The sequence below is a fragment of the Luteimonas qiangzhengi genome (genome assembly GCF_039548515.1).
GTDB lineage: Bacteria > Pseudomonadota > Gammaproteobacteria > Xanthomonadales > Xanthomonadaceae > Luteimonas.
This window is the reverse complement of sequence record NZ_JBCLVE010000017.1, coordinates 1-23,140: the sequence shown is the minus strand read 5'-3', so window position 1 is coordinate 23,140 and position 23,140 is coordinate 1. Positions and strand designations below refer to the sequence as shown.

The 23,140-nt window shown below is 67.4% G+C and carries 25 protein-coding genes, 4 tRNA genes and 1 pseudogene; 20 read left to right on the top strand and 10 right to left on the bottom strand.

Annotated elements, in window-relative coordinates; genetic code table 11:
* Window positions 1-58: 58 nt before the first annotated feature.
* Both WCE59_RS12940 and WCE59_RS12935 read left to right on the top strand, forming a co-directional pair.
* Entirely contained in the window at window positions 59-370 is a 312-nt protein-coding gene (locus tag WCE59_RS12940; protein WP_343259186.1) for an NAD(P) transhydrogenase subunit alpha, read from the top strand.
* Window positions 367-1,770 (top strand): NAD(P)(+) transhydrogenase (Re/Si-specific) subunit beta, encoded by a 1,404-nt coding sequence (locus WCE59_RS12935; protein ID WP_343259185.1) that lies wholly within the window; start codon window positions 367-369, stop codon window positions 1,768-1,770. Before WCE59_RS12940 ends, WCE59_RS12935 begins: the two co-directional genes overlap by 4 nt.
* A 35-nt stretch (window positions 1,771-1,805) precedes the next feature.
* Here WCE59_RS12935 and WCE59_RS12930 read toward each other — a convergent pair whose 3' ends face one another.
* Complete coding sequence (locus WCE59_RS12930) at window positions 1,806-2,219, bottom strand: hypothetical protein (protein WP_343259184.1); 414 nt, start codon at window positions 2,217-2,219, stop codon at window positions 1,806-1,808.
* Window positions 2,220-2,318: 99 nt separating this feature from the next.
* Between WCE59_RS12930 and sufT the strand changes: the two genes are divergently transcribed.
* From sufT to WCE59_RS12910, 4 genes and pseudogenes are all read left to right on the top strand, one after another.
* Window positions 2,319-2,870 (top strand): putative Fe-S cluster assembly protein SufT, encoded by a 552-nt coding sequence (gene sufT / locus WCE59_RS12925; RefSeq protein WP_343259183.1) that lies wholly within the window; start codon window positions 2,319-2,321, stop codon window positions 2,868-2,870.
* Between the two features lie 249 nt (window positions 2,871-3,119).
* Window positions 3,120-4,838: pseudogene (locus tag WCE59_RS12920) on the top strand (S8 family peptidase); the annotation flags it as partial.
* Window positions 4,839-4,880: 42 nt separating this feature from the next.
* Window positions 4,881-5,171: a PPC domain-containing protein gene (locus WCE59_RS12915; RefSeq protein WP_343259226.1), complete on the top strand. Its 291-nt coding sequence runs from the start codon at window positions 4,881-4,883 to the stop codon at window positions 5,169-5,171.
* 179 nt (window positions 5,172-5,350) lie between these two features.
* Window positions 5,351-5,686, top strand: a complete 336-nt coding sequence (locus WCE59_RS12910; protein WP_343259182.1) for a hypothetical protein — start codon at window positions 5,351-5,353, stop codon at window positions 5,684-5,686.
* Window positions 5,687-5,708: 22 nt separating this feature from the next.
* Here WCE59_RS12910 and WCE59_RS12905 read toward each other — a convergent pair whose 3' ends face one another.
* The 3 genes from WCE59_RS12905 to wrbA all read right to left on the bottom strand — a co-directional run bounded on the left by WCE59_RS12905 (window position 5,709) and on the right by wrbA (window position 7,233).
* On the bottom strand, window positions 5,709-6,197 hold the full coding sequence (locus WCE59_RS12905) for an asparaginase domain-containing protein (RefSeq protein WP_343259225.1): 489 nt from the start codon (window positions 6,195-6,197) through the stop codon (window positions 5,709-5,711).
* A gap of 104 nt (window positions 6,198-6,301) precedes the next feature.
* Window positions 6,302-6,643: a DUF2069 domain-containing protein gene (locus tag WCE59_RS12900; protein WP_343259181.1), complete on the bottom strand. Its 342-nt coding sequence runs from the start codon at window positions 6,641-6,643 to the stop codon at window positions 6,302-6,304.
* Entirely contained in the window at window positions 6,640-7,233 is a 594-nt protein-coding gene (gene wrbA / locus WCE59_RS12895) for an NAD(P)H:quinone oxidoreductase (protein ID WP_343259180.1), read from the bottom strand. Before wrbA ends, WCE59_RS12900 begins: the two co-directional genes overlap by 4 nt.
* 97 nt (window positions 7,234-7,330) lie before the next feature.
* Between wrbA and WCE59_RS12890 the strand changes: the two genes are divergently transcribed.
* A complete protein-coding gene (locus WCE59_RS12890) occupies window positions 7,331-8,599 on the top strand; it encodes a YihY family inner membrane protein (RefSeq protein WP_343259179.1) in 1,269 nt (422 codons plus the stop codon).
* Window positions 8,600-8,622: 23 nt separating this feature from the next.
* Window positions 8,623-9,201, top strand: a complete 579-nt coding sequence (locus WCE59_RS12885; protein ID WP_449284170.1) for a redoxin domain-containing protein — start codon at window positions 8,623-8,625, stop codon at window positions 9,199-9,201.
* 19 nt (window positions 9,202-9,220) lie between these two features.
* On the opposite strand, the gene WCE59_RS12880 is transcribed toward WCE59_RS12885, so the two are convergent.
* The 6 genes from WCE59_RS12880 to hemA all read right to left on the bottom strand — a co-directional run bounded on the left by WCE59_RS12880 (window position 9,221) and on the right by hemA (window position 15,542).
* On the bottom strand, window positions 9,221-10,330 hold the full coding sequence (locus WCE59_RS12880; RefSeq protein ID WP_343259178.1) for an alkene reductase: 1,110 nt from the start codon (window positions 10,328-10,330) through the stop codon (window positions 9,221-9,223).
* A gap of 119 nt (window positions 10,331-10,449) precedes the next feature.
* Entirely contained in the window at window positions 10,450-10,890 is a 441-nt protein-coding gene (locus WCE59_RS12875; protein ID WP_343259177.1) for a hypothetical protein, read from the bottom strand.
* A gap of 72 nt (window positions 10,891-10,962) precedes the next feature.
* Entirely contained in the window at window positions 10,963-11,481 is a 519-nt protein-coding gene (gene moaB, locus WCE59_RS12870) for a molybdenum cofactor biosynthesis protein B (RefSeq protein ID WP_343259176.1), read from the bottom strand.
* Entirely contained in the window at window positions 11,478-13,199 is a 1,722-nt protein-coding gene (locus WCE59_RS12865) for an O-linked N-acetylglucosamine transferase, SPINDLY family protein (RefSeq protein WP_343259175.1), read from the bottom strand. The genes moaB and WCE59_RS12865 overlap by 4 nt, the downstream gene beginning before the upstream one ends.
* A 2-nt stretch (window positions 13,200-13,201) precedes the next feature.
* Window positions 13,202-14,290 (bottom strand): peptide chain release factor 1, encoded by a 1,089-nt coding sequence (gene prfA / locus WCE59_RS12860; RefSeq protein WP_343259174.1) that lies wholly within the window; start codon window positions 14,288-14,290, stop codon window positions 13,202-13,204.
* Window positions 14,268-15,542, bottom strand: coding sequence for a glutamyl-tRNA reductase (gene hemA / locus WCE59_RS12855; protein ID WP_343259173.1), 1,275 nt, complete (start codon window positions 15,540-15,542; stop codon window positions 14,268-14,270). Before hemA ends, prfA begins: the two co-directional genes overlap by 23 nt.
* 79 nt (window positions 15,543-15,621) lie before the next feature.
* Here hemA and WCE59_RS12850 point away from each other — a divergent pair, with 79 nt between their 5' ends.
* The 12 genes from WCE59_RS12850 to WCE59_RS12795 form a co-directional block, all read left to right on the top strand.
* Window positions 15,622-17,346, top strand: coding sequence for a tetratricopeptide repeat protein (locus WCE59_RS12850; RefSeq protein ID WP_343259172.1), 1,725 nt, complete (start codon window positions 15,622-15,624; stop codon window positions 17,344-17,346).
* The gene (gene lolB, locus WCE59_RS12845) at window positions 17,343-18,023 is read left to right on the top strand and encodes a lipoprotein insertase outer membrane protein LolB (RefSeq protein ID WP_343259171.1); all 681 of its coding nucleotides are present in this window, start codon (window positions 17,343-17,345) and stop codon (window positions 18,021-18,023) included. Before WCE59_RS12850 ends, lolB begins: the two co-directional genes overlap by 4 nt.
* 2 nt (window positions 18,024-18,025) lie before the next feature.
* Entirely contained in the window at window positions 18,026-18,934 is a 909-nt protein-coding gene (ispE, locus tag WCE59_RS12840; protein WP_343259170.1) for a 4-(cytidine 5'-diphospho)-2-C-methyl-D-erythritol kinase, read from the top strand.
* A tRNA-Gln gene (locus WCE59_RS12835) sits at window positions 18,897-18,973 on the top strand. The genes ispE and WCE59_RS12835 overlap by 38 nt, the downstream gene beginning before the upstream one ends.
* Window positions 18,974-19,004: 31 nt before the next feature.
* Window positions 19,005-19,979 carry a ribose-phosphate diphosphokinase gene (locus WCE59_RS12830; protein ID WP_343259169.1) on the top strand — a complete coding sequence of 325 codons (975 nt, stop codon included), beginning with the start codon at window positions 19,005-19,007 and terminating at the stop codon, window positions 19,977-19,979.
* An 80-nt stretch (window positions 19,980-20,059) separates the two neighbouring features.
* On the top strand, window positions 20,060-20,731 hold the full coding sequence (locus WCE59_RS12825) for a 50S ribosomal protein L25/general stress protein Ctc (RefSeq protein ID WP_343259168.1): 672 nt from the start codon (window positions 20,060-20,062) through the stop codon (window positions 20,729-20,731).
* Between the two features lie 51 nt (window positions 20,732-20,782).
* Window positions 20,783-21,364, top strand: a complete 582-nt coding sequence (pth, locus tag WCE59_RS12820; RefSeq protein WP_343259167.1) for an aminoacyl-tRNA hydrolase — start codon at window positions 20,783-20,785, stop codon at window positions 21,362-21,364.
* Window positions 21,365-21,371: 7 nt separating this feature from the next.
* Window positions 21,372-22,463 (top strand): redox-regulated ATPase YchF, encoded by a 1,092-nt coding sequence (gene ychF / locus WCE59_RS12815; RefSeq protein WP_343259166.1) that lies wholly within the window; start codon window positions 21,372-21,374, stop codon window positions 22,461-22,463.
* Window positions 22,464-22,633: 170 nt separating this feature from the next.
* Window positions 22,634-22,719, top strand: a tRNA-Tyr gene (locus tag WCE59_RS12810).
* Window positions 22,720-22,735: 16 nt separating this feature from the next.
* Window positions 22,736-22,809, top strand: a tRNA-Gly gene (locus tag WCE59_RS12805).
* Between the two features lie 57 nt (window positions 22,810-22,866).
* A tRNA-Thr gene (locus tag WCE59_RS12800) sits at window positions 22,867-22,942 on the top strand.
* A 72-nt stretch (window positions 22,943-23,014) separates the two neighbouring features.
* On the top strand, window positions 23,015-23,140 hold a 126-nt coding region (locus WCE59_RS12795), incomplete at its 3' end, for a GTP-binding protein (RefSeq protein ID WP_343259224.1).

Sequence of the window (23,140 nt, the reverse complement as noted above, 5' to 3'; positions counted from 1 at the left end):
TAATTGATGTGTGGTTATGATGCGGTTCAACCTCAGGGTTCCGGGCAGGGAGTAGGGCATGGGCGATGGGTTCGTGGCGCTGTACATCTTCATGCTGGCGGCAATCGCCGGCCACGTGATCATTTCGCGGGTGCCGGTGATCCTGCATACGCCGCTGATGTCCGGGTCCAACTTCATCCACGGGGCGGTGCTGATCGGCGCAATGGTGGTGCTGGGTCACGCGGATACGACGGTGGAAAAAATCATCGGTTTCGTTGCGGTGGTGATGGGGGCGGGCAACGCCGCCGGCGGCTATGTGGTCACCGAGCGGATGCTGGAGATGTTCAAGAGCAGCAAGCCCGGTGCTGGCGGCAAGGGGAGCGGGTCATGAGCTGGACCGGGCCGGAAATGCTGTCGCTGGTGGTCAAGGTCAGCTATCTGGTGGCTGCCACGCTGTTCCTCCTGGGCCTGCAGCGGATGGCGTCGCCGCGTACTGCCCGCAGCGGCATCCAGTGGGCCGGTCTGGGCATGGTGATCGCCACGGTGGCCACCTTCCTGCTGCCCGGACTGGAGAATATCGCCCTGATCCTGGTGGCGCTCGCGGTCGGTGGCGCGCTGGCCTGGTATTCGGGCAAGAAGGTGGCGATCACCGATATGCCGCAGATGGTGGCCCTGTACAACGGCCTGGGTGGCGGCTCCGCGGCTGCGATCGGCGCGGTGGAGCTGCTGCGCTGGTCGGATGCAGGGGCTACGCCTGGCGTGGTGGTGCCGCTGCTGGCGGTGACCGGTGCGCTGATCGGCGCCGTGGCTCTGTCCGGCTCGCTGATCGCCTGGGCCAAGCTCGACGGGCGCATGGACAAGCGCTACGCCTTCCCCGGCATGCAGGTCTTCAATGCGGGCGTGTTCGTGGCCGCGATCGTACTGGGCGGACTGGCGATGTGGACCCTCGGCGTGCCGTGGATCATCGCCTTCTTCGCGGTCGCGCTGGCCTTGGGCGTGCTGATGACGCTGCCGATTGGCGGCGCCGACATGCCGGTGGTGATTTCGCTCTACAACGCGCTGACCGGTCTGGCGGTGGCGTTCGAGGGCTACGTGCTGGGCAACGAGGCGCTGATTATCGCCGGCATGATGGTGGGCGCGGCCGGCATCCTGCTGACGCGGCTGATGGCCAAGGCCATGAACCGCTCAATCAAGAGCGTGCTGTTTTCCAACTTCGGCGCCAGCGGCGAGGCGCAGGCGATTGAAGGCAGCCAGAAGCCGATCGAGGCCGGCGACGTGGCGGCGATGATGGCCTACGCCGAGCGTGTGGTGATCGTGCCCGGCTATGGCATGGCCGTGGCCCAGGCCCAGCACAAGATCTGGGAGCTGAGCCAGCGGCTGATCGAGCGCGGGGTGAAGGTGAAGTTCGCCATCCACCCGGTGGCCGGGCGCATGCCCGGGCACATGAACGTGCTGCTGGCCGAAGCCGGGGTGCCCTACGACCTGATCGTGGACATGGACGACATCAACCCCGAGTTCAAAAACACCGACGTGAGCCTGGTGATCGGCGCCAACGACGTGGTCAACCCGGTGGCCAAGACCGATCCGGCCAGCCCGATCTACGGCATGCCGATCCTGGACGTGGTGGACTCGAAGAACACCATCGTGATCAAGCGCGGCAAGGGCACCGGCTTCGCGGGCATCGAGAATGCGCTGTTCTACGCCGACAACACACGCATGCTTTACGGGGATGGCGCGGACATGGCCAGCGCTCTGGTCAGCGAGCTCAAGGCGCTCGACGGCGGGCACTGAACGCCCGCCGCTTGCCAATCGCCACCAGCCGCCGCTCAGCGCGAAAGCACGGCGGCGATCACCAGGCCCGCGGCCAGCCAGGCCATTTCGGCTGCGCCGTGGGTTGTCTGGGTCAGCACCCAGGCATGCTGGGGGCCCAGTTTCAGCGCGGCCTCCCATGGAGAAAGTCCCAGCATCCGGCCCAGCAGTCCGGCCACTACCACCCACACCGACAGCACGATGCAGCCGGCGGTGGCCAGCACGCCCCAAAGGGCGCGCGAAAACCCGGGGCGGACACGCACCAGGCGCAGCAGCAGGGCGGCATCCAGGGCGGCGACTACCGCCATCCAGCTCACCGTGCTGCCCGTGGCCATCGACACCAGCACCCACAGCGCCGCGCAGCCGGCGATGCCCAGCAGCAAAAACAGCAGGGTGAACCAGAGTGGCGTCGCGGCGGGACGGGAAGTCATGGGCGCATGGGGTCCGGGGGCGCGACAGCATACCGCCCCGGGGCAGCGGCGATACAATGCAGCTTGTGAGTGCGCCGCACTGCCCCCATTGACCAGCCTATGTATTCCCGAACCAGTGAACCCGTGCGCCTTGAGCGCGATTGCCCCGCCGTCCTGGTCCCCCAGGGCGATTCCGTGACCCTGCCTGCTGGCAGCGTCGGCTACATCACCCAGGCCCTCGGCGGCAGCTACACCGTGTTTGTCGAAGGCAACCTGTTCCGGATCGCCGGTAGCGACGCGGATGCGATCGGCAAGGAGGTTCCTCCGCCGATCGAACTGCCCGATGGCGCCGACGAGACCGAGGTGGAGAAGCTGGTATGGCAGCAGCTGCGCACCTGTTTTGATCCGGAGATCCCGATCAACATCGTGGACCTGGGCCTGGTGTACGAGGCGAAGGTCGAGCCGGTGGGGGATGGGGGGCGTCTGGTGGAGATCAAGATGACCCTCACCGCCCCGGGCTGCGGGATGGGCGATGTGATCGTTGACGATGTGCGCCACCGGCTGGAGATGATCCCCACCGTGACCGAGGCGGACGTGGATCTGGTGTTCGACCCGCCGTGGAATGCCAGCATGATGTCCGAGGCCGCACGCCTGCAAACGGGCATGTTCTGACCCTCAGGGTCACTGATTTTTCAACCCGGATTCCCGATCCGTGACGAAAGTCATGGTTGGCATGCGCTGACCGACTGTTTTGCTCTTGTGGCAGGGACTGCCCGGGCATAGCGTCAGCAAGCGGGCGCAACCCTCGGCCCGCGACCTGTCGGGACGTTGTGCGGCCAGCAAGTCCGCTGTACCCCCATCCGCGCTTCGCTCCGTGTCCGTCTTCCTGACGTCACAGTCCAGCAACCGGGGTACTCCTACATGTCCAGCACTTCCCATCACCGCATGCGTCCGCGTGCGATTGCCGCCATGGTGGCGCTCATCCTGTCGCCGCTGGCCGCCGCGACGGCCTCCGAACGGGTCCAGCTCAGCGGGTTGCAGTCTGCTGACGGCCATGACCGTTTCATCGTCAAGTACCGCGATGACAGCCGCCAGTTTGCCGATCCTGCAGCGTTGCGAAATTCCCTCGATTCCGCTGCCGCCAGTGCGCGCCGCGGTGGCCAGCTGAAGGTCGAGCATCTGCGCCGCATGGCGACCGGGGCGGATGTGATCCGCACGCCGCGCAAACTTGATCGGGTGGAAGCGGAGGTCCTGATGCGCCAGATCGCCACGGACCCCAGTGTGGAGTACGTGGAAGTCGATCAGCTGTTGCAGCACGCGCTGACCCCCAACGATCCCCGTTACAACCAGCAGTGGGGCTATTCCAGCGCCAGCGCGGGGATTCGCGCCAACCAGGCCTGGGACCTGAGCACCGGGGCGGGCGTGGTGGTGGCGGTGCTGGATACGGGCAGCACCAGTCACAGCGACCTCAACGGCAACACCATTGCCGGCTACGACATGATCAGCGACGCGACGGTGGGCGGGGATGGAAACGGGCGTGATTCAAACCCTGCTGATCCGGGTGATTACTACGGTGGCAGCCCGTCCAGCTGGCACGGAACCCACGTGGCGGGAACCGTGGCGGCGCTGACCAACAACGGCGTAGGCGTGGCCGGTACCGCGTTCAACGCCAAGGTGTCCCACGTGCGGGTGCTGGGGCGCGGTGGCGGTTACACATCCGATATCGCCGACGGCATCATCTGGGCTTCCGGCGGTTCGGTCCCGGGCGTTCCGGGCAACCAGAATCCGGCCGAGGTCATCAATCTCAGCCTGGGCGGGCAGGGCAGCTGCGGCAACACGACCCAGAACGCTATCAACGGCGCGGTCTCGCGCGGCACCACGGTGGTGGTGGCCGCCGGCAACAGCAACATGAACGTGTCCGGCTTCACCCCGGCCAACTGCGGCAACGTGGTTGCCGTGGCAGCCACCGACCAGAACGGGTCGCGCGCGAGCTTCTCCAACTATGGCACCGGCATCGACGTCTCGGCGCCGGGCGTGGGCATCATGTCCACGCTCAACAGCGGCACCACCACGCCGGGTTCGGAAAGCTACGCTTCCTACAACGGCACCTCGATGGCGGCGCCGCACGTGGCCGGCGTGGTGGCGCTGATGCAGTCGGCGGCCCCCACGCCGCTGAGCCCGGCGCAGGTTGAATCGATCCTCAAATCGACGGCCCGGTCGCTGCCGGGATCCTGCTCCGGCGGATGCGGGGCCGGGATCGTGGATGCCCACGCCGCAGTGCAAGCGGCCATGGGCGGGGGCGGAGGTGATCCCGGCCCTGGTCCAGGACCCGGTCCGGGCGAGCTGCAAAACGGGGCCCCGGTCAGCGGCGTGTCGGGCGGGTCCGGAAGCACGCAGTACTGGACCCTCACCGTGCCGGCGGGCGCCACCAACCTGCAGATCCGCACCACAGGGGGCACCGGCGACGTTGACCTCTACGTCCGCCGCGGGTCGCAGCCGACCACGTCAAGCTGGGACTGCCGTCCGTACCAGTCAGGCAACAACGAGACCTGCAGCGTTGCGTCGCCGCAGGCGGGCACCTGGCACGTCATGCTGCGCGGGTATTCCGCGTTCTCCGGAGTCACCCTCACCGGCAGCTACCAGGCTGGCGGAAGCGGTGGCGGCAACCAGCTGCAGAACGGTGTGCCGGTCTCAGGACTGTCCGGCGCGGCCAGCAGCGAGCGCAGGTACACCTTCACCGTGCCGGCCGGCGCGCCGAACATGGTGATCGGCATCAGCGGCGGCAGCGGCGATGCCGATTTGTACGTTCGCCGCAATGCGCAGCCGACCACCTCAACCTACGACTGCCGTCCCTACCGGGCGGGCAACAATGAGTCCTGTACCTCCACGACCGCTGCCGGTGGCACGTATCACGTGCTGGTGCGGGGCTACAGCGCATACTCCGGGCTCACGTTGACGGGCAGTCACGACTGACGAACGCGTCGCAAGCGCGGCTGCAACCAACGGGCACCCCGGCACGCGTCGGGGTGCCCGTCTGATTTTCGATGAGGAGGATTGCGATGATCCGGTGGTTTGCGGTGGCAACGGTTGCGTGCATGCTGCTGGCAGCGGCTTGTGTGAGCATGGCAACGCGGGAGGATGGTGTGCAGACAATGCAGCAACTGGACGGCGACGGGCCGTGGCAGCGTTTCATCGTCAAGTACAACCCGGACAGCGCGCCGGGTCGGGATCCGGAGCAGGCTCGGGCGAGGCTTGAAAGTACGAACTACCCCGGGAGCGTGGCCGGAAGCGGGGATGGGCCTTTTCCACAGCTGCAGTGGCAGCGCCGGCTGGGGGTGGGGGCCGACCTTTTCATGACCGCCCAGGCGCTGGACCGCAGAGATGCGCAGCGGCTGCTGAAAGCCCTGGCCAGCGACCCGGAGGTCAAATACGTGGAAGCCGAGACGATGATGCATGCGCTGCCGGCACAGCCGCAGCGCCCGCGCTGAAAGCCTGCCCTGAAGGATCGGGTCAGCCCGCCGCTTCGAACCGGTTGGCATCCACGTTCTTGCGCACGCCGCGCGGATCCCAGATGCGGCCGTTCATGGCGATATAGACCCCGGGCGCGAGCGATTGCACCGCGCCCACGGCGGTGCCGATGTTGAACTCGGCGTCCGAGCCGCGGTACCGCGCCGGATTGAGCGCGCCGGTGAGCACGATGGTCTTGTCGACCAGGCTTTCCAGCGTCCGCGCTGTTTCCACCATCGAGTCGGTGCCGTGGGTGATCAGCACGTGCCGCGATGCCTGGGCGGCGATGGTGGCGCGGATCAGCGCGCGGTCCTCATCGTTGAGGTGCAGTGAATCCTTGCGCAGGATCGGGATGACCCGGAAGCGGAACGCAACGCCCAGCTCCTGCAGGATCTGCCCGATCTGGGGTTCGCCCACCTGGAAGTCGGACTTGTCGTCGAAATACACCTTGTCGATGGTGCCGCCGGTGGTGACGATCAGCAGTTCTTCCATAGGGCGTTCGGGCAATCAGGCAGCGGAAAGAACGTGCATTCTATCCGTCCCGCGCCGATGCCGGCGCATCGACCGCCGCGTCGATCAGCGTTCTGAGCGCGGAGTCAGCCGGAGCGTTTCCTGCGTCGGGCGGCCAGGCCCGGCCAGCTCGCCAGCACGATGATCGCCAGCGCCAGCAGGATTTCGGTGAGGGCCAGCCAGCGATCCGCCGGCGCGCTCCAGGCTTCCATCACCCCGTGACTGAACCACAGCAGCCCGCCCACGCCGGACCAGAACGCCGCCAGCCGGCTTCCGACCAGCACGCCGATGCCCAGCAGCAGCGGCGGGCCGATGAAGACCACCAGCGCCGTGGCCATGTGGCCGCGGTCCAGGTACCACAGGGCGAACAGGCCGGCGAGGGCAATCAGGGTGGCGGCGTGGACGATGCGCAGCGTGCGTGGATTCATGACGCCAGCTTCGCCGCAAGCGTTGCCACGCGCCGGCCCAGTGTCCGGGCGAGGGTGGCTTCATCATCGCTGATACGCGCATCGTCACCCGTACCAGCCACGTGGCTGGCGCCGTAGGGCGTGCCGCCGCTGCGGGTGCTGCTGAGCGTCGGCTCGGTGAACGGGATGCCCACGATCACGCAGCCGTGGTGCAGCAGCGGGATCATCATCGACAGCAGGGTGGATTCCTGCCCGCCGTGCATGGTGGACGAGGAAGTGAACACCGCGGCGGGCTTGTCCACCAGGGTGCCGCTGGCCCACTGCGCGCCCAGTCCATCGATGCAGTGTTTGAGCGGCGCAGCCATGTTGCCGAAACGGGTGGGGCTGCCGAGCAGCAGGCCCTGGCACTCGTCAAAATCCGCTGCCTCCACGAAAGGCGCCCCTTCGGCGGGCACCGGCGGCTCGGCGGTGACGGTGACGGGCGCCACCGGCGGGACAGTGCGCAGCCGTGCACGACAGCCGTCCACCTCCTCGACGCCGCGCGCGATCTGCCGTGCCAGTCGTGCCACCGCGCCGTTGCGGCTGTAGTAGAGCACCAGAATTTCGGTCATCTTCCCGCCCTTTGAAAGCGGCAAGGATAGATCATCCGCGCACATTGGCAGGAGCAGCCCAGCGGATGCGCTGCCGTGTTCGGGTAATCTCGCTGCGATGGAATCAACGACGTACCGCTGGAAGGACCGCCTGGCTGACCGCGCACGCGCGCGCTCCTTCGTGCGCTTCCTGGGGCGGCGGTTCTTCGACGACCGGCTGCTTGAAGCCGCCGGCGCGCTGTCGTTCACCACGGTGCTGGCGCTGGTGCCGCTGTCGATCGTGATCTTCGGCGTGCTGTCCGCGTTTCCGGTGTTTGAGCAGTGGAGCGCCGTGCTGCAGCAGTTCATCTTCAGCAACTTCGTCCCCAGCGCGGCGCAGGCGGTGGAAACCTACCTGTGGCAGTTCTCGGCCAATACCGGCCAGCTCACCGCGGTCGGCGTGATCACCCTGGTGGTGACGGTGCTGATCACCCTGCAGGGCGTGGAAACCAGCTTCAACCGGATCTGGCGGGTGAAGGCGGCACGGCCGCAGATCACCCGCTTCCTGGTGTATTGGACGGTGCTGACTCTGGGCGCGCTGGTGGCCAGTGCGTCGATCGCCGTAGTGACCAGCGTGTTTGCCCTGGATGTGTTCCGCACCGTGTCGGGTGCCTGGCTGCAGCGCAACCTGGTGGGACTGGCGCCGTTCGCGGTCGAGCTGCTGGCCTTTGCCACCATCTACCGGGTGGTGCCGCACCGCACGGTCAAATGGCGGCATGCCTTCGCCGGCGCGCTGTTGGCTGCGGTGCTGCTGGAGCTGCTCAAGCGCCTGATGGCGGCGTATCTGGGCAGTTTCGATGGCTATGAGCGCATCTATGGCCAGCTGGCGTTCTTCCCGATCCTGCTGTTGTGGATCTACATGGCGTGGGTGTCGGTGCTGCTGGGGGCCTCGTTTGCCGCCTCGGTCTCGGCATTCCGCTACCAGCCGGCGGCGATGCGCCTGCCGGAAGGTTATGAAATCTACGGACTGCTGCGCCTGCTGGGCCGCTTTGCCCAGGCCCGCAAGGACGGCAAGGGGCTGCACAGCGATGAGCTGCAGGCGCTGGAGCCCTGCCTGACCGACAGCCTGGTGCAGCAGATGCTGGCGCAGCTGATGGAGATCGGCCTGGTCATGCGTGCCGAAACCGGTGAATGGCTGCTGGCCCGGGATCTGGATGACCTGAGCCTGGCCGATCTTTACGAAGCCTGTCAGCTGCGCGTGCCAATCTCCGAAGCGCGCCTGCCGTGCCGCGACGATGCGCTGGGCGCAGCCGCGGCAGCCGCAGTGGACGCGCTTCGCCTGCCGCTGCGCGAGCACCTCAAGCGCAAGGTCGGCAGCGTGTATGACTTTCCCAAGGAGGACACATGAACAAGCGTTACACGCCGGCAGCGATGCTGGCCGGCACGATCCTGATCTGTACCCTGCTGGCCGCCTGCCAGCGTGAGGCTGCGCCGCCAGTGGAGCCGGACGTCGCGGCGCAGGCGCCGGCGACCACCGTTCAGGAGCAGCCGGAAGAAAGCCGCGCCCCCGTGGTGCCCACGCTGCAGTTGCAGGCCCTCGACGGGTCGCAGTACGACCTGGCTGACCACCGCGGCAAGTGGGTGGTGGTGAATTTCTGGGCCACCTGGTGCGCGCCGTGCCGCGAGGAAATGCCCGAACTCTCGGCGCTGGCCAGCATGCGCGAGCACATCGAGGTGATCGGGCTGGCCTATGAGGACATCGAAGAGGATGCGCTGCGCGGTTTTCTCGATCAGTACCCGGTGACCTATCCGATCGCGATCATCGATGTCTACGACCCGCCGGCGGACTTCGATACGCCCCGGGGGCTGCCCATGACCTACCTGATCGCGCCCGATGGCAGCGTGGCCCGGCAGTTCCTGGGGCCGATCAGCGCGCACGACATCGAGGTTGCGATTGCCGAAGCAGGTGGGCCGGCTGTCGGTGGAGAGACCCCGGAGCCGGTCGGATAAAACCGGCCCGGGTGTTCCGCTACGCCGTTTCCGATTCCTCTTCGAACGCCGGATAGTCGGTGTAGCCCGCGGCCCCGCCGCCGTAGAAGCTGCCTTCATCGGCTTCGGCCAGTGGCCAGCCGTTGCGCAGGCGCTCGACCAGGTCCGGGTTGGAGATGAACGGACGGCCGAAGGCGACCAGGTCGCCAAACCCGTCGCGCAGGTCGGCCTCGGCCCCGGCGCGGTCGTAGTTGCCGGCAATGATGAAGGTGCCTCCGCAGGCGGCACGGAACTCCTTCAGGAAATCGCGCCCCGCGTTGGCCAGCACGCTGCCGCGGTTGCTCAGGTGCACGTAGGCAAGCTTGCGCTGCTCCAGCTCCGGAGCCAGTGCCATCCAGGTATCCGCTTCGCCGTCATAGGCGGGCATGTCGAAGATGCGGTTGAACGGGGACACCCGCACGCCGGTCCGGTTGGCGCCGATGGCCGCGGAGACGGCATCCACCGTCTCCAGCAGCAGGCGCAGGCGGTTGTCGATATCGGCGCCGCCATAGCGGTCATCGCGGGTGTTGAGGCCGGCATTGATGAACTGTTCGAACAGGTAGCCGTTGGCACCGTGGATCTCGACGCCGTCGAATCCGGCCTCGATCGCGTTGCGTGCCGCGGCCACGAAGTCGGCGACGATGCCGGGGATCTCATCGGTCCGCAGCGCACGCGGCGTGCTCACCGGCATCTGGCCCGGGGTGCCGTCTTCGCGGTAACCGAAAGCATTCACGTCCTTGGCCGCCACTGCCACCGGGGCCACCGGCGCACGCTCGTAGGGCTGCACCGAACAGTGCGCCACCCGGCCCACGTGCCAGAGCTGGGCGAAGATCGCGCCACCGAGCTCGTGCACGGCGGCGGTCACGGCCTCCCAGCCCTGCACCTGGGCGGCGGTGTGCATGCCAGGCGTGAACAGGTACCCACGGGCCTGTTCGGACACCTGGGCGCCCTCGGTGATGATCAGGCCGGCGCCCGCGCGCTGGCCGTAATAGGTGGCGGTCAGCGCGTCGGGCACCGTGCTGGGAGCGCGCGAACGCGTCATCGGCGCCATCACGATGCGGTTTCGCAGCGGCAGCCCCTGCAGATCGAAGCTCTTGAACAGTGTGGACATTGGGCAGATTCCGGGAACTGGTAACAGATGCGCCCAATTTACGGGGTCTGGCCCGGCTTGTGGCGCTGACTGATGGAACGCAAGGTCCCGTCGTGTCAGGCGCCGGGCGTCAAAAGCGTCTAGGGATCCTGTGCATCGCGCAGCCTTGCGGCGCGCTCGGCCTGCGCGGTATCCAGCGGCGGGGGGCGGGCCGTTGCCGGCTGGACCTGATGCTGCCATCCCGGAAGCCGGGTCACCGTTTCGGCGGCTTTCAGCAGTCCGTAATTGATCCCCAGCAGGATGTAGCCGCCGCTGAGGGACACATCCTCCACGCTGGGCGGCTCGTTCCAGCGGCGCTGGAAGGTATTGGTGTCCGGATCAAACAGCGGTCGGAACGCGAACGGATCCACCCACTCCGTGCGCTTGCCGACGACCCGGACGGTGTCGAAGTTGGTGACCCCGGCGGCAGGCTCCTGCGGATCTGCATGGGTGGAATCGTCGAAGTCATCCCGCGGGGTGGCTTCGTCCTGCGCCTGGGGCTGAGCTCTGGCGTCGTGACTGGACAGGCCAAGCAGCAGCACGCAGGCCAGCGGCAGCAGGCACCAAGGGTGCCGCTGCGCTGTCCTTTTCCGGGCGGCTGCCGGCGTGATGACCTATTCCTTCAGGCGCGGCCGGAGCGTGGACAGGTTGCAGGGGCCGGTGCGGGCATCCAGCTGGTCGCGGATGATCTTTTCCCAGCCGGTGCGGCACGCCGAGGTGGAGCCGGGCAGGCAGAACACGAAGGTGCCGTTGGCCACGCCCGCGAACGCGCGCGACTGCAGGGCGGAGGTGCCGATCTCCTCGTACGAGAGTGCGCGAAACAGCTCGCCGAAGCCGTCCATCTGCTTGTCCAGCAGCGGCAGCAGGGCTTCCGGGGTGGAGTCGCGTCCGGTAAAGCCGGTGCCGCCGGTAACGATGATGCCGTCCACCGCTTCATCGGCGATCCACTGCGACACCTTGGCTCGCAGCAGGTAGCGGTTGTCGATCAGCAGGGCGCGGTCGGCCAGGCGATGGCCTTCCGCCTGCAGGGACTGCACCAGCCAGTCGCCGGAGGTGTCGTTTTCAGGGGTGCGGCTGTCGGAAACGGCCAGCACGCAGATGGAAAGTGGGGTGGATTGATTATTTGTGCTCATGATCCAAGGCTACCCGTTCGGGGTGGGGTGGGGAGCCGCTGATGCATGCGCGTCGCGGCGGCGAGGAAATCCGTGGCAAAGCCGTCCATGTCGAACAGGCCCGTGCTGGAACGTCGCGCTTCAAGCTCGGCGCGCACGGACGCCAGTTGCCCGCGGTCATTGCCCAGCTCGATGGCTCGGGCAATGAATGCGTCGTCATCGGCCATGTTCATGTGGTCCATGCCCACGTGGTGGTTCAGGCTGGCGGCCACCCGCGACGCGAAGGTCGCGCCGGGCCGGGTCAGGACCGGGCAGCCGGCCCACAGCGCGTCCGACGCGGTGGTGTGGGCGTTGTATGGATTGCAGTCCAGGAACAGATCGGCAAGCTGCAGTCGCGCCAGGTAGTGGGCCTGCGGCTGCTTGGCCATGAACACCAGCCGCGATGGATCGACGCCCGCTTTGTCCGCGGCTCTGCGCAAGCGGGCATCGGCCTGGCCTGGGCCGGACAGCAGCCACAGCACACTGTCCGGCACGCCGCGCAGAATCTGCATGAACCGGGCGAACGATGCCGGATTGATCTTGTAGCTGTTGTTGAAGCAGCACAGCACCGTGGCTTCCTCGGGCAGCCCGCATGCGTCGCGCGGCGGCGGCGGCGGGATCTCCCGGCGCGTATCCGAGGGCTGGAAGCAGCGCGGCAGGCGCACCACCGTTTCGGAGAAATGCGCTGCCAGCTCATCCGGCAGCACCACCGGATCAGCCAGCACGTAATCGATCCATGGGGCGCCCGAGGTTCCGGGATAGGCCAGCCAGTTCACCTGGACCGGAGCCGGACGCATCGCCAGCACTTCCGGGCGACCGCCGCCTCCCCAGCCACGCAGGTCGAACAGCACATCGATGCCGGCCTGGCGGATCTGTGCCGCAACGCCAGCGTGCGGCTGGGCGGACACATCGTGCATCCGGGAGATAGCTGCCAGGCGCTGGCGGATCGCGCTGCCATCGTCGCCGTTGAGCGCGAACAGATGGATATTGGAGCCCCCGCGGGCGGCGAGCGCCTCAAGGAACGCAACGGTCAGCAGCCCGGTCGGGTGCGAGCCAAAGCCGTTGGAGAGAAAGCCCAGTCGCAACGGGCCGCCGCTGCGTGGCGGTGCCGGGGGCAGCGGCGTGACCCGCGCGGCCACTTCATGCGCCCGCAGGCGTGCACAGGCGAGCTGTTCGGCGGGGCTGGAGTCTTCGCTGAGGAAGGCGAAGGGTTCCATTGCTCCCTGTCCGGCCCGCAGCGCGTCGCGCACCTGCCGGGACAGGTGGTCCAGATCGGTCCAGTCGCACAGACGCCGGCGCCATGCCAGCAGGTAGCCGGCGATCTGCGGATGTTCGGGAAGCAGGGTGTGGGCGCGCGCGTAGCTTTCGCTGGCGGCTTCGGCTTCGCCGGTGTCTTCCAGTACGTGCGCCAGCCACACGGCAATGCCGGCGTGCTGTGGAGCCTGCCGCGCGGCTGCGCGCAGGCTGTCTGCGGCAGCCGCAAGGTGGCCAAGCATCCACTGGCCACGTCCAAGTCGCGCCAGCGCTTCTGGATGGCCAGGTGCCAGCTGCAACGCACGTTGCGCGGCGGCGGCCCCGGTGCGCGCATCGCCGGCCTCCAGCTCTACATCCGACAGCATGATCCAGGCCATTGCGTTGCCAGGGTCGCGTTTGACAGCGTGACGGGCCTGCAGGCGGGGATCGTTGGCGGGCGTGTGCATGTTCAGCTGCCGGACGCGGCCATCTGTGCCAGCTCTTCGGCCTGATGCTCACTGGCCAGGCGGTCGATCAGCCCGTCCAGGCCGCCTTCCAGCACGTTGGGCAGGTCGTAGACGGTCAGGCCTTCCACCCGATGGTCGGTGATCCGACCCTGCGGGTAGTTGTAGGTGCGGATCCGCTGGCTGCGGTCGCCGCTGCCGACCTGCAGCTTGCGGGTTTGCGCCGTGGCGGCGGCGCGGCGGGAGGCCTCGGCCTCGGCCAGCATCGCCTTCAGTCGCTTCATGGCCTTGTCGCGGTTGGCGTGCTGGGAGCGCTCGGTCTGCGATTCCACCACCACGCCGCTCGGCAGGTGGGTGATGCGGATGGCCGAATCGGTCTTGTTGACGTGCTGGCCGCCGGCACCGGAGGAGCGGAAGGTGTCCACCCGCAGGTCGGCGGGGTTGAGTTCGACCGGTTCGGTTTCGTCTTCGACCGGGATAATGGCCACGGTGGCGGCCGAGGTGTGGATCCGCCCCTGGGATTCGGTTTCCGGCACGCGCTGCACGCGGTGGGTGCCGGATTCGAACTTGAGCCTGGCGTAGGCGCCTTCGCCTTCGATGCGCGCAATCACCTCGCGGAATCCGCCGTGTTCGCCCTGGTTGGCCGATTCGACTTCCAGCCGCCAGCCGCGATTTTCTGCGTAGCGGGTGTACATGCGCAGCAGGTCGCCGGCGAAGATCGCGGCTTCGTCACCGCCGGTGCCGGCGCGGATTTCCAGGTACAGGTCGCCGTCGTCACGCGCGTCGCGCGGCACCAGCAGGCCCAGCAGCACCTGGTTCAACTCCTCCAGCCGGGCGCTTGCGCTGGCGATTTCCTCCTCGGCCAGCTCGCCCAGTTCGGGATCGCTGCGCATCGCCTTGGCTTCGGCCAGGTCGGCGCGGGCGCGGACTTCACCGGCCAGCGCGACCGCCAGCGGTTCCAGCTGCGAAAATTCCCGGGAATAGGCGCGGAACCTGGCCTGGTTTCCGGCCACTTCGGGATCGGCAAGCAGGCGTTCGAGTTCATCACGACGCTCGGCCAGCGCCTCCAGCTTATGGCGAAGGGTCGGAAGCATCGCGGGTGCGTTCAGAAGTGAGGATCCGGTCGAGGGCGTGGGCCAGCTCGGTATTGCCGCTGCGGGCGGTTTCGCGCACAGCGGCGGTGGGCGCATGCAGCAGGCGGTTGGTCAGGGTGCGGGCGAGACGTTCGATCACCTGCTCCGGATCCTGGCCTGCGGCCAGCTGGCGGCGGGCCCGTTCCAGCGCATCCTCGCGCGCGCTCTCGCCGTGTGCCCGCAGCCGGGTCAGCGGGCCGGTCATATGGCTGACGGCCAATGTTTCGGAAAAACGCGCCACCTGCAGCTCCACGATGGCTTCCGCCGCTTCCGCCGCCTCACGCCGGTTGCGGCGGTTGTCCTCCACCGAGCGCTCCAGGTCGTCCACGGTGTAGAGGTAGGCGTCCTTCAGGTTGGCCACTTCGGGCGCGATGTCGCGCGGCACTGCCAGGTCCAGCAGCAGCATCGGCCGCTGTCGGCGCGCCTTCAGGGCGGCTTCCACCTGATCGTGGCGCAGCACCGGCTCGCGGCTGGCGGTGGCGGAAAACACCACGTCGGCCTGGGCCAGGTGGCGGTCGATCTCCGCCAGCGGCACGGCCACTCCGCCGTGGCGGGAAGCCAGGTCCTGGGCGTGGGCGAGGGTGCGGTTGGCCACCATCAGCCGCTTCACCCGGGCCTGGGACAGGTGCCGGGCGGCCAGCTCAATGGTCTCGCCGGCGCCTACCAGCAGCACGCTCGATTCATCCAGCCGGGCGAAGGACTCTTCCGCCAGCCGCACAGCGACCGATGCCACCGAGACCGGGCTGTTGCCGATCCGGGTCTCGGTGCGTGCCCGCTTGGCAGTCACGAAAGCCTGCTGAAACAGCCGGTCGAGCTGGGTGCCAAGGGACTTGGCGCTGCGTGCGGTGGTCCAGGCGTCCTTCACCTGGCCCAGGATCTGCGGCTCGCCCAGCACCAGTGAATCCAGCCCGGTGGCCACCCGGAACAGATGCCGCACCGCCTCGCTGCCCTGGTGGTGGTACAGGTAGGCGCGCAGATCGCCAGCGCCGTCAGGCACTGCCCCCAACCAGTCGACCAGCGATTGACCGCCGTCATCCGTCACCGCATACAGCTCGGTGCGGTTGCAGGTGGAGAGCAGGGCGGCTTCACGCACCGTGGGCAGGGCGCGCATCTGGCCCAGCGCAACGGGCAGCGCATCGCCGGAGAATGCCACCCGTTCGCGCAGGGCGATGGGGGCGCTCCGATGATTGATGCCCAAGGCGATGATGCTCATGTTGCTGGCGTCTGGTCCGTTCAGTGGCTTGCTATAAGCTTGCTTCCGATTCCCCTATTTTACGGCCCCCCCGCCCGCAATGCCTGTTCCACACGCCAAACACCGCCTTCCAGTCCGTGGCCGGGGGCTGATCGGCCCTGTGCTGCTCGGCTGGTTGCTGGCCGCGGCGCTCATGTCGCCGGCCGCTGCAAACCCACATGAGCCGGCTTCCGATGCGCTTGGCGATGCCGTCGGCGCCACCATGGCGGCCGAGTTCTCGCTGCGCGCGGGGAAGCTGAACGAAGCCGTGCGCTGGTTCCTGCAGGCATCCACGGCGGTGGGCGGCGACGCTGCCCTGGTGGAGCGGGCGGTACAGGTGGCCCTGGTGGAGAACGACGATGCCCTGCTCGGCGATGCGCTGCAGCAGTGGCGGGCGCTGGCGCCGGAAAGCCTGTCCATGCGCTCGGCCCAGGCCAGCTGGCTGCTGCGAACGGGCCGTGACCGGCGTGCCCGTCGCGAGCTGGAAAGCCTGCTGCGCGATCCCGATCCGCGTGCCTGGGGCTACGCCGTGGGCGCCCTGGGGACCGGCACCCGCGACCAGCAGGCATCGGCCCGGATTCTGGGGCGACTGCTGGATGCCGACGCTGTGCCCGACGACTTTCGCGCCTGGCTCGGCTTTGGTGGGCTGGCACAGCGCTTTGGTGACGCCAAGCTGTCCGATCGCATCGTCACCGAAGTGGTGCAGCGGTTCCCCGACGAGCCGCGCGTGGCCCTGCTGCGTGCATCCCAGGCCCGGGAGGGCGGTGATGAACAGGCCGCACGCGAAGCGCTGGAGCGGATCGAAGCCCAGGCGCTGCAGTCTCCCGAGCTGCGGCTGGCAATCGCCGCCCAGTATGAGCAGCTGCAGGAACTTGATTCCGCCGCACGGGTGATGGCCATGGGGCCGCAGGATGAGCGCAGCTATGCCATGCGCGCCTCGCTGCTGGTGCGGGCCGAAGACAGCGAGCGCCTTGAAGCGCTGTACGCCGAACTGTCCGAGCGGGCCGACGCTCCGCATCCCGGCTGGCGCCTGCTGCTGGGGCAGCTGGCCGAATATCTGCAGCGTCCCGACCAGGCGTTGGAGTGGTACCGCAGCGTTCCCGGTGGAGTGCAAAAGGATATCGCCCGGCTGCGCGCAGCCAAGACCCTGTTCGACCTGGATCGTCGCGAAGACGCCTTCGCCGAACTGCGCACCCTGCAGGCCGACGCTGCCATCGACGAAGACCTGCGCCGGGACTCCTACCTGCTGGAGGCCGAACTGCGGCGCGAAGCCGGTGATGATCCCGGCGAACTGGACGCCTACGCCCGCGGCCTGGCCGCCTGGCCGGACGAGGGCGCGCTGCTGTACGCCCGCGCGCTGATGTGGGAGCGGCGCGACGATATCGACCGCGCCGAAGCGGACCTGCGGCGCCTGCTGGTGGCCGAGCCGGAGAACGTCCACGCGCTCAATGCGCTGGGCTACACCCTGGCCGACCGCACCGGTCGCTATGAAGAGGCGCTGGCCCTGATCGACCGTGCGCGCCTGGCCGAGCCCGGCAATGCCCACATCATCGACAGCTACGGCTGGGTCCTTTACCAGCTGGGCCGGCATGAAGAGGCGCTGGTGGAGCTGCGCCGCGCCTGGTCGATGCTGCGCGACGCGGAGGTCGCAGCGCACGTGGGGCAGGTGCTCTGGACGCTTGGGCGGCGGGAGGAAGCGCGGGAATTTTTCCACAAGGCGCATGAGCTGGACCCTGAGAACCGGTCCCTGCTCAGATCGCTGGAATCCACCGGAGTTGAGCTGTGAATGTGACGATCCGGTTGTTGGGCCTGCTTGCCGTGCTGGTGCTCGCCGGCTGTGTGAGCCGCCCGGTGCGCGCGCCGGATGCGGCGCAGCTGACCGGGCCGGCGCTGGCCGCCGCCCAGGCCCAGGTGTCCGCCCGCGAAGCACAGTTGGCGGCTGCCGGCCCGGTAGCCTTCAGCGGACGGGTGGCTCTTTCCAACGGCAGGGACGGTGGCAGCGGGCGGCTCGAGTGGTGGCAGGCGGAGCGGCAGTACCAGGTCATGCTCAGGGCGCCGATCACGCGCCAGGGCTGGAGCCTGTCCGCCGGCCCGGACGGTGCCCGCATCGATGGTCTGGACGGCGGGCCGCTGCACGGGCCGGACCCGATGGAGCTGTTGTACGAGGCCACCGGCATGCAGGTGCCCATTGCGGCGCTGGCGGCGTGGGCGGCCGGTACCCGTGCCGACCAGGCCACGTTCGGGGTCGCGCAGCTGGAATTTTCCGCCGAAGGGCGGCTGGTGCGGATCCGCCAGGGCGGTTGGACGATCGACTATGTGCGCTGGCAGCCACAGGACACCGCGGAGGCCGGCGAGCAGGCAATGGCGTTGCCTGCCCGGATCGACGCCGAGCGCGGCCAGGCCCGGGTGCGGCTGATGGTTGACGAGTGGTCTCTGGGCGCGCCTGCGCCCGGCGGAAGCTGAGCATGGCCGGACCTGACGGGGACGGCTGGAGCCGCTGGCCGGCGCCGGCCAAACTCAACCTCTTCCTTCGCATCACCGGCCGGCGTGAGGACGGCTACCACAGCCTGCAGACGGCGTTCCGGATGCTCGACTGGGGCGATATGGTGCACCTGCGCCCGCGTGCTGACGGTCTCATCCGGCTGCATGGCCGCGGGCTGGCCGGCGTTCCCGACGATTCCAACCTGCTGCTGCGGGCTGCCCGGCTGCTGCAGCAGGCCAGTGGCGCGGGGCAGGGCGCCGATATTGCCGTGGACAAGCACATTCCCATGGGCGGCGGCTTTGGCGGGGGCTCTTCCAACGCCGCCACGGTGCTGATGGTGCTGAACCGGCTCTGGAGCGCCGGCATGGATGCCTCCGGGCTGGCGGCGCTGGGCCTGCAGCTGGGCGCGGATGTGCCGGTCTTCGTGCATGGCCACAGCGCCTGGGCCGAAGGGGTCGGCGAGCAGCTGACCCCGCTGGAGCTGCCCCCGGCCTGGTATCTGCTGGTTGATCCGGGGGTTCGTGTCGGAACCGCGGAGCTCTTCCAGGCCCCTGAATTGACGCGCAATGCCCAGCCCGCGACAATAGCGGACTTTGTTTCGGGAGCTACGCTCGGCAATGCGTTCGAGCCGGTGCTGCGCCGCCGCGAACCGGTCATCGATGCCGTGTTCGCCGAACTGGCGCGGGTCGGCTCGCCGCGCTTGACCGGGACGGGCAGCGGCTGTTTCGTCGAGTTCGCATCCTGCGAGGCCGCCGAAGCGGCGCGCGCCGCGCTGCCAACCAGCCTCCGGGCCTGGGTGGCAGAAGGCACGGCGCGCTCCACGTTGCATCAAGCACTTGAAAATACGGTTCCACAGGGGCGTCGCCAAGAGGTCCAAGGCACCGGGTTTTGATCCCGGCATCCGCAGGTTCGAATCCTGCCGCCCCTGCCATTCCGGCACTTTCCGTCACGGCAATCAGCACATGCGCACACATCACATGAAGGAAGATCGCAACATCCTGATCTTCTCGGGCAATGCCAACAAGCCGCTGACCCAGGCCGTGTGCCGACAGCTCGGCGCGCGTCAGGGCAAGGCACTGGTGTCCAAGTTCTCCGACGGCGAAGTGCAGGTCGAGATCGAGGAGAACGTGCGCCGGCAGGAAGTGTTCGTGCTGCAGCCCACCTGTGCGCCCACCGCCGAAAATCTGGTGGAACTGCTGGTGCTGGTGGACGCGCTCACCCGCGCCTCGGCCGCCAGCGTGACCGCGGTAATCCCGTACTTCGGCTATGCCCGCCAGGACCGCCGCCTGCGCTCGTCGCGGGTGCCGATCACGGCCAAGGTGGCAGCCAAGATGATCGGCGCGGTCGGCACCGCGCGGGTGCTGACCATCGACCTGCACGCCGACCAGATCCAGGGATTCTTCGATATCCCGGTCGACAACGTCTATGCCTCGCCGCTGCTGTTGGCCGATATCTGGCGCGCGCACGGCACCGACAACATGGTCGTGGTCAGCCCCGACGTCGGCGGCGTGGTGCGGGCCCGGGCGATTGCCAAGCGCCTGGACGATGCGGATCTGGCCATCATCGACAAGCGCCGTCCGCGCGCCAACGTGGCCACCGTGATGAACATCATCGGTGACGTGCGCGGCAAGACCTGCGTGCTGGTCGACGACATCATCGATACCGCTGGCACCCTGTGTGCCGCGGCCGCGGCGCTGAAGGAAAACGGCGCCAACAAGGTGGTGGCCTACTGCACCCATCCGGTGCTGTCCGGTGCCGCGATCAGCAACATCAACAACTCCCAGCTCGACGAGCTGGTGGTCACCGATACCATTCCGCTGTCGGAGGCCGCCATGGCCTGCGACCGCATCCGCCAGCTCAGCGTTGCCGAGCTGCTGGGCGAAACCATCCGCAGGATCGCGTTCGGCGAGTCGGTCAGCTCGCTCTACGTGGACTGAAGCAATCCAGGCTCTTCTGGTCGCGGAAGAGTCATTCAGGCTGCCGTGAGGCGGCCCAACAACCAAGGTAATAGGAAAACATGTCCATTTCACAGGAAATCAAGGTCCAGCGCCGCGAGGACGAAGGGAAGGGTGCGAGCCGCCGCCTTCGCCACAGTGGCCAGGTGCCTGCCATTGTCTACGGTGGCGATCTGCCGCCGGTCAGCATCCAGCTCAGCCACAATGATGTGCTGCTGGCCAGCGAGCACGAGTGGTTCTACTCGTCCATCCTGGACCTGAGCCTCAACGGTGATGTGCAGAAGGTGCTGCTGCGTGACATGCAGCGCCATCCGTACAAGCAGCAGATCATGCACCTGGACTTCCAGCGCGTGACCGCCGGCGAGAAGCTGCGCACCGCGGTGCCGCTGAACTTCATCAACGAGGAAATCTCCCCGGCCGGCAAGCTGGCCGACGTGCTGGTCAGCCACGAGCTGCGCGAGATCACCGTCGAGTGCCTGCCCAAGGACCTGCCGGGTTCGGTCGACGTGGATCTGTCGGCGCTGGTGCTGGGCGATACCCTGTACCTGTCGGACATCAAGCTGCCGGAAGGCGTCGAGATTCCGCAGCTGGCGCTGGGCAAGGACCACGACGATGCGATCGTGACCGCGCGTCCGGCCCGCGTCGAGATCGAGGAAGATCCGGTGGAAGGCGAGGAGCCGTCTGCAGACGTGCCTGCCGCCAAGGTGTCCGGCGACGACAAGAAGGGCGAGTAATCGCACCGCCTGCCGCGTCCGCACCGGGCGCGGCAGGATTGCGTTTTCACGATGGCAGGTTTGCGTCTTATCGTTGGGCTGGGCAACCCCGGCCCGCAATATGCACAGACCCGGCACAACGCCGGGTTCCGCTTCCTGGATACGCTCGCCGAGCGTGCTGGTGAGCGCTTCCGGCTGGACGCCAAGCTGTTTGGCGAGACCGCACAGGTCCAGTTGGGCGGTGAGCCGGTACGGCTGCTGAGGCCGGCCACTTTCATGAACCTGTCGGGCAAGTCGGTGCTCGCCGCGCTGCAATTCTGGAAGATTGATCCGGAGCAGGCGCTGCTGGCGCACGACGAGCTCGATCTTCCCCCGGGCACGGCCAAGCTCAAGTTCGATGGCGGCCACGGCGGCCAGAACGGCTTGCGCGACACCATGCGGGTGCTTGGTCACGGCCGGTTCCACCGGCTGCGCATCGGCATCGGTCATCCGGGCCACAAGGATCTGGTCACCCCCTGGGTGCTCGGGCGTCCTTCGGCGGACGACGACATTCTGATTGCGCGGGCGATCGACAGCGCCCTGGATGCGCTGCCACTGGCCGCGCAGGGCAACTTCATGGACGCCATGACCCGGCTCCATACACGCACGGACTAGAACTCACATGGGCATCAAATGCGGCATCGTCGGCCTGCCGAACGTCGGCAAGTCGACCCTGTTCAATGCGCTGACCAAGGCGGGCATCGCGGCGGCCAATTTCCCCTTCTGCACGATCGAGCCCAACGTGGGCGTGGTGCCGGTCCCTGACCCGCGCCTGCAGCAGCTGGCGGAGATCATCAACCCGCAGAAGGTGCTGCCGACGGTGATCGAATTCGTCGATATCGCCGGTCTGGTGGCGGGGGCGTCCAGCGGCGAAGGCCTGGGCAACAAGTTCCTGGCCCACATCCGCGAGGTCGACGCGATCGCCCATGTGGTCCGCTGCTTCGAGCACGGGGATATCGTCCACGTGGCGGGCAAGGTGGATCCGATCTCGGATATCGACACCATCGACACCGAGCTGGCCCTGGCCGACCTGGAGTCGGTCGAAAAGGCGCGCCAGCGTGCCGAGCGGGCGGCGAAGGGCGGCGACAAGGACGCCATCGCGCGCATGCCGGTGTTGGAAAAGCTTTTCAAGGGGCTGTCGGACGGCACCCCCGCACGGGCGATCGGCCTGGACGAGGAAGAGCGCGAACTGGTCCGCGACCTGTTTCTGTTGACCCTCAAGCCGGTCATGTACGTGCTCAACGTGCTGGAAGACGGCTTCATCGACAATCCGCACGTGGAAGCCGTGCGCGCCCGGGCCGAAGCCGAGGGTGCAGAGGTTGTGCCGGTATCGGCGGTGATTGAGGAAGAGCTGGCACAGCTGGATGAGGCCGACCGGGGTGAATTCCTGGCCGACCTGGGGCTGGACGAGCCGGGCCTGAACCGGGTGATCCGCGCCGCCTACCAATTGCTGGGCCTGCAGACGTATTTCACTGCCGGGGTGAAAGAGGTCCGTGCGTGGACGGTCAAGGGTGGCGCTACTGCGCCACAGGCGGCCGGTGTGATCCATACCGATTTCGAAAAAGGCTTCATCCGCGCCGAAACCATCGCTTTCGATGACTTCATCCGCTATCGCGGCGAAGCAGGGGCCCGCGAGGCCGGCCGGCTGCGCCTGGAAGGCAAGGAATATCGGGTGAAGGAAGGCGATGTGCTGCACTTCCGGTTCAATGTCTGAGTCGGGCCTGTTGCATTTCGCGGCCTGAACAGGCATCTTGCCTGCCCCCGGACTGCTTCGCAGAGATGTTGAAAGCGGGTTTTTTCGGGAAATGAGTTTCATGCGTTGACAACGGCCCGTTTTATGGTGAAAATTACGGGCTGATTCACCGGCTTCGAGAAATGTCGACCGGAGGGATACCCAAGCGGCCAACGGGGGCAGACTGTAAATCTGCTGGCTTACGCCTTCGGTGGTTCGAATCCACCTCCCTCCACCACGATGCTTCAAGCGGCGCGGGAGTAGTTCAACGGTAGAACCTCAGCCTTCCAAGCTGATGGTGCGGGTTCGATTCCCGTCTCCCGCTCCATTGTTCTTCCCGCGGTTGGCAGAATTTCCAGGCAGGCAAGGCAACACAGTTCAATACGCTCACGTAGCTCAGTCGGTAGAGCACCTCCTTGGTAAGGAGGAGGTCGATGGTTCGATTCCATTCGTGAGCACCACATACAGGCACCCCCGGCAGGGGGTGTGCGCGGTTCCCCACTTCCATCCCAGTTCCGACGAGATACGCAACCATGGCAAAGGACAAGTTCGAGCGCACCAAGCCCCACGTGAACGTGGGCACGATCGGTCACGTTGACCACGGCAAGACGACGCTGACGGCGGCGCTGACCAAGGTGGGTGCGGAACGTTTCGGCGGT

Excerpts from the sequence above, each read along its gene's own strand:
- WCE59_RS12940 (WP_343259186.1), top strand. The coding sequence starts at position 59 with ATGGGCGATGGGTTCGTGGCGCTGTACATCTTCATGCTGGCGGCAATC.
- WCE59_RS12935 (WP_343259185.1), top strand. The coding sequence starts at position 367 with ATGAGCTGGACCGGGCCGGAAATGCTGTCGCTGGTGGTCAAGGTCAGC.
- WCE59_RS12930 (WP_343259184.1), bottom strand. The coding sequence starts at position 2,219 with ATGACTTCCCGTCCCGCCGCGACGCCACTCTGGTTCACCCTGCTGTTT.
- sufT (WP_343259183.1), top strand. The coding sequence starts at position 2,319 with ATGTATTCCCGAACCAGTGAACCCGTGCGCCTTGAGCGCGATTGCCCC.
- WCE59_RS12910 (WP_343259182.1), top strand. The coding sequence starts at position 5,351 with ATGCAGCAACTGGACGGCGACGGGCCGTGGCAGCGTTTCATCGTCAAG.
- WCE59_RS12905 (WP_343259225.1), bottom strand. The coding sequence starts at position 6,197 with ATGGAAGAACTGCTGATCGTCACCACCGGCGGCACCATCGACAAGGTG.
- WCE59_RS12900 (WP_343259181.1), bottom strand. The coding sequence starts at position 6,643 with ATGAATCCACGCACGCTGCGCATCGTCCACGCCGCCACCCTGATTGCC.
- wrbA (WP_343259180.1), bottom strand. The coding sequence starts at position 7,233 with ATGACCGAAATTCTGGTGCTCTACTACAGCCGCAACGGCGCGGTGGCA.
- WCE59_RS12890 (WP_343259179.1), top strand. The coding sequence starts at position 7,331 with ATGGAATCAACGACGTACCGCTGGAAGGACCGCCTGGCTGACCGCGCA.
- WCE59_RS12885 (WP_449284170.1), top strand. The coding sequence starts at position 8,623 with ATGCTGGCCGGCACGATCCTGATCTGTACCCTGCTGGCCGCCTGCCAG.
- WCE59_RS12880 (WP_343259178.1), bottom strand. The coding sequence starts at position 10,330 with ATGTCCACACTGTTCAAGAGCTTCGATCTGCAGGGGCTGCCGCTGCGA.
- moaB (WP_343259176.1), bottom strand. The coding sequence starts at position 11,481 with ATGAGCACAAATAATCAATCCACCCCACTTTCCATCTGCGTGCTGGCC.
- WCE59_RS12865 (WP_343259175.1), bottom strand. The coding sequence starts at position 13,199 with ATGCACACGCCCGCCAACGATCCCCGCCTGCAGGCCCGTCACGCTGTC.
- prfA (WP_343259174.1), bottom strand. The coding sequence starts at position 14,290 with ATGCTTCCGACCCTTCGCCATAAGCTGGAGGCGCTGGCCGAGCGTCGT.
- hemA (WP_343259173.1), bottom strand. The coding sequence starts at position 15,542 with ATGAGCATCATCGCCTTGGGCATCAATCATCGGAGCGCCCCCATCGCC.
- WCE59_RS12850 (WP_343259172.1), top strand. The coding sequence starts at position 15,622 with ATGCCTGTTCCACACGCCAAACACCGCCTTCCAGTCCGTGGCCGGGGG.
- ispE (WP_343259170.1), top strand. The coding sequence starts at position 18,026 with ATGGCCGGACCTGACGGGGACGGCTGGAGCCGCTGGCCGGCGCCGGCC.
- WCE59_RS12830 (WP_343259169.1), top strand. The coding sequence starts at position 19,005 with ATGCGCACACATCACATGAAGGAAGATCGCAACATCCTGATCTTCTCG.
- WCE59_RS12825 (WP_343259168.1), top strand. The coding sequence starts at position 20,060 with ATGTCCATTTCACAGGAAATCAAGGTCCAGCGCCGCGAGGACGAAGGG.
- pth (WP_343259167.1), top strand. The coding sequence starts at position 20,783 with ATGGCAGGTTTGCGTCTTATCGTTGGGCTGGGCAACCCCGGCCCGCAA.
- ychF (WP_343259166.1), top strand. The coding sequence starts at position 21,372 with ATGGGCATCAAATGCGGCATCGTCGGCCTGCCGAACGTCGGCAAGTCG.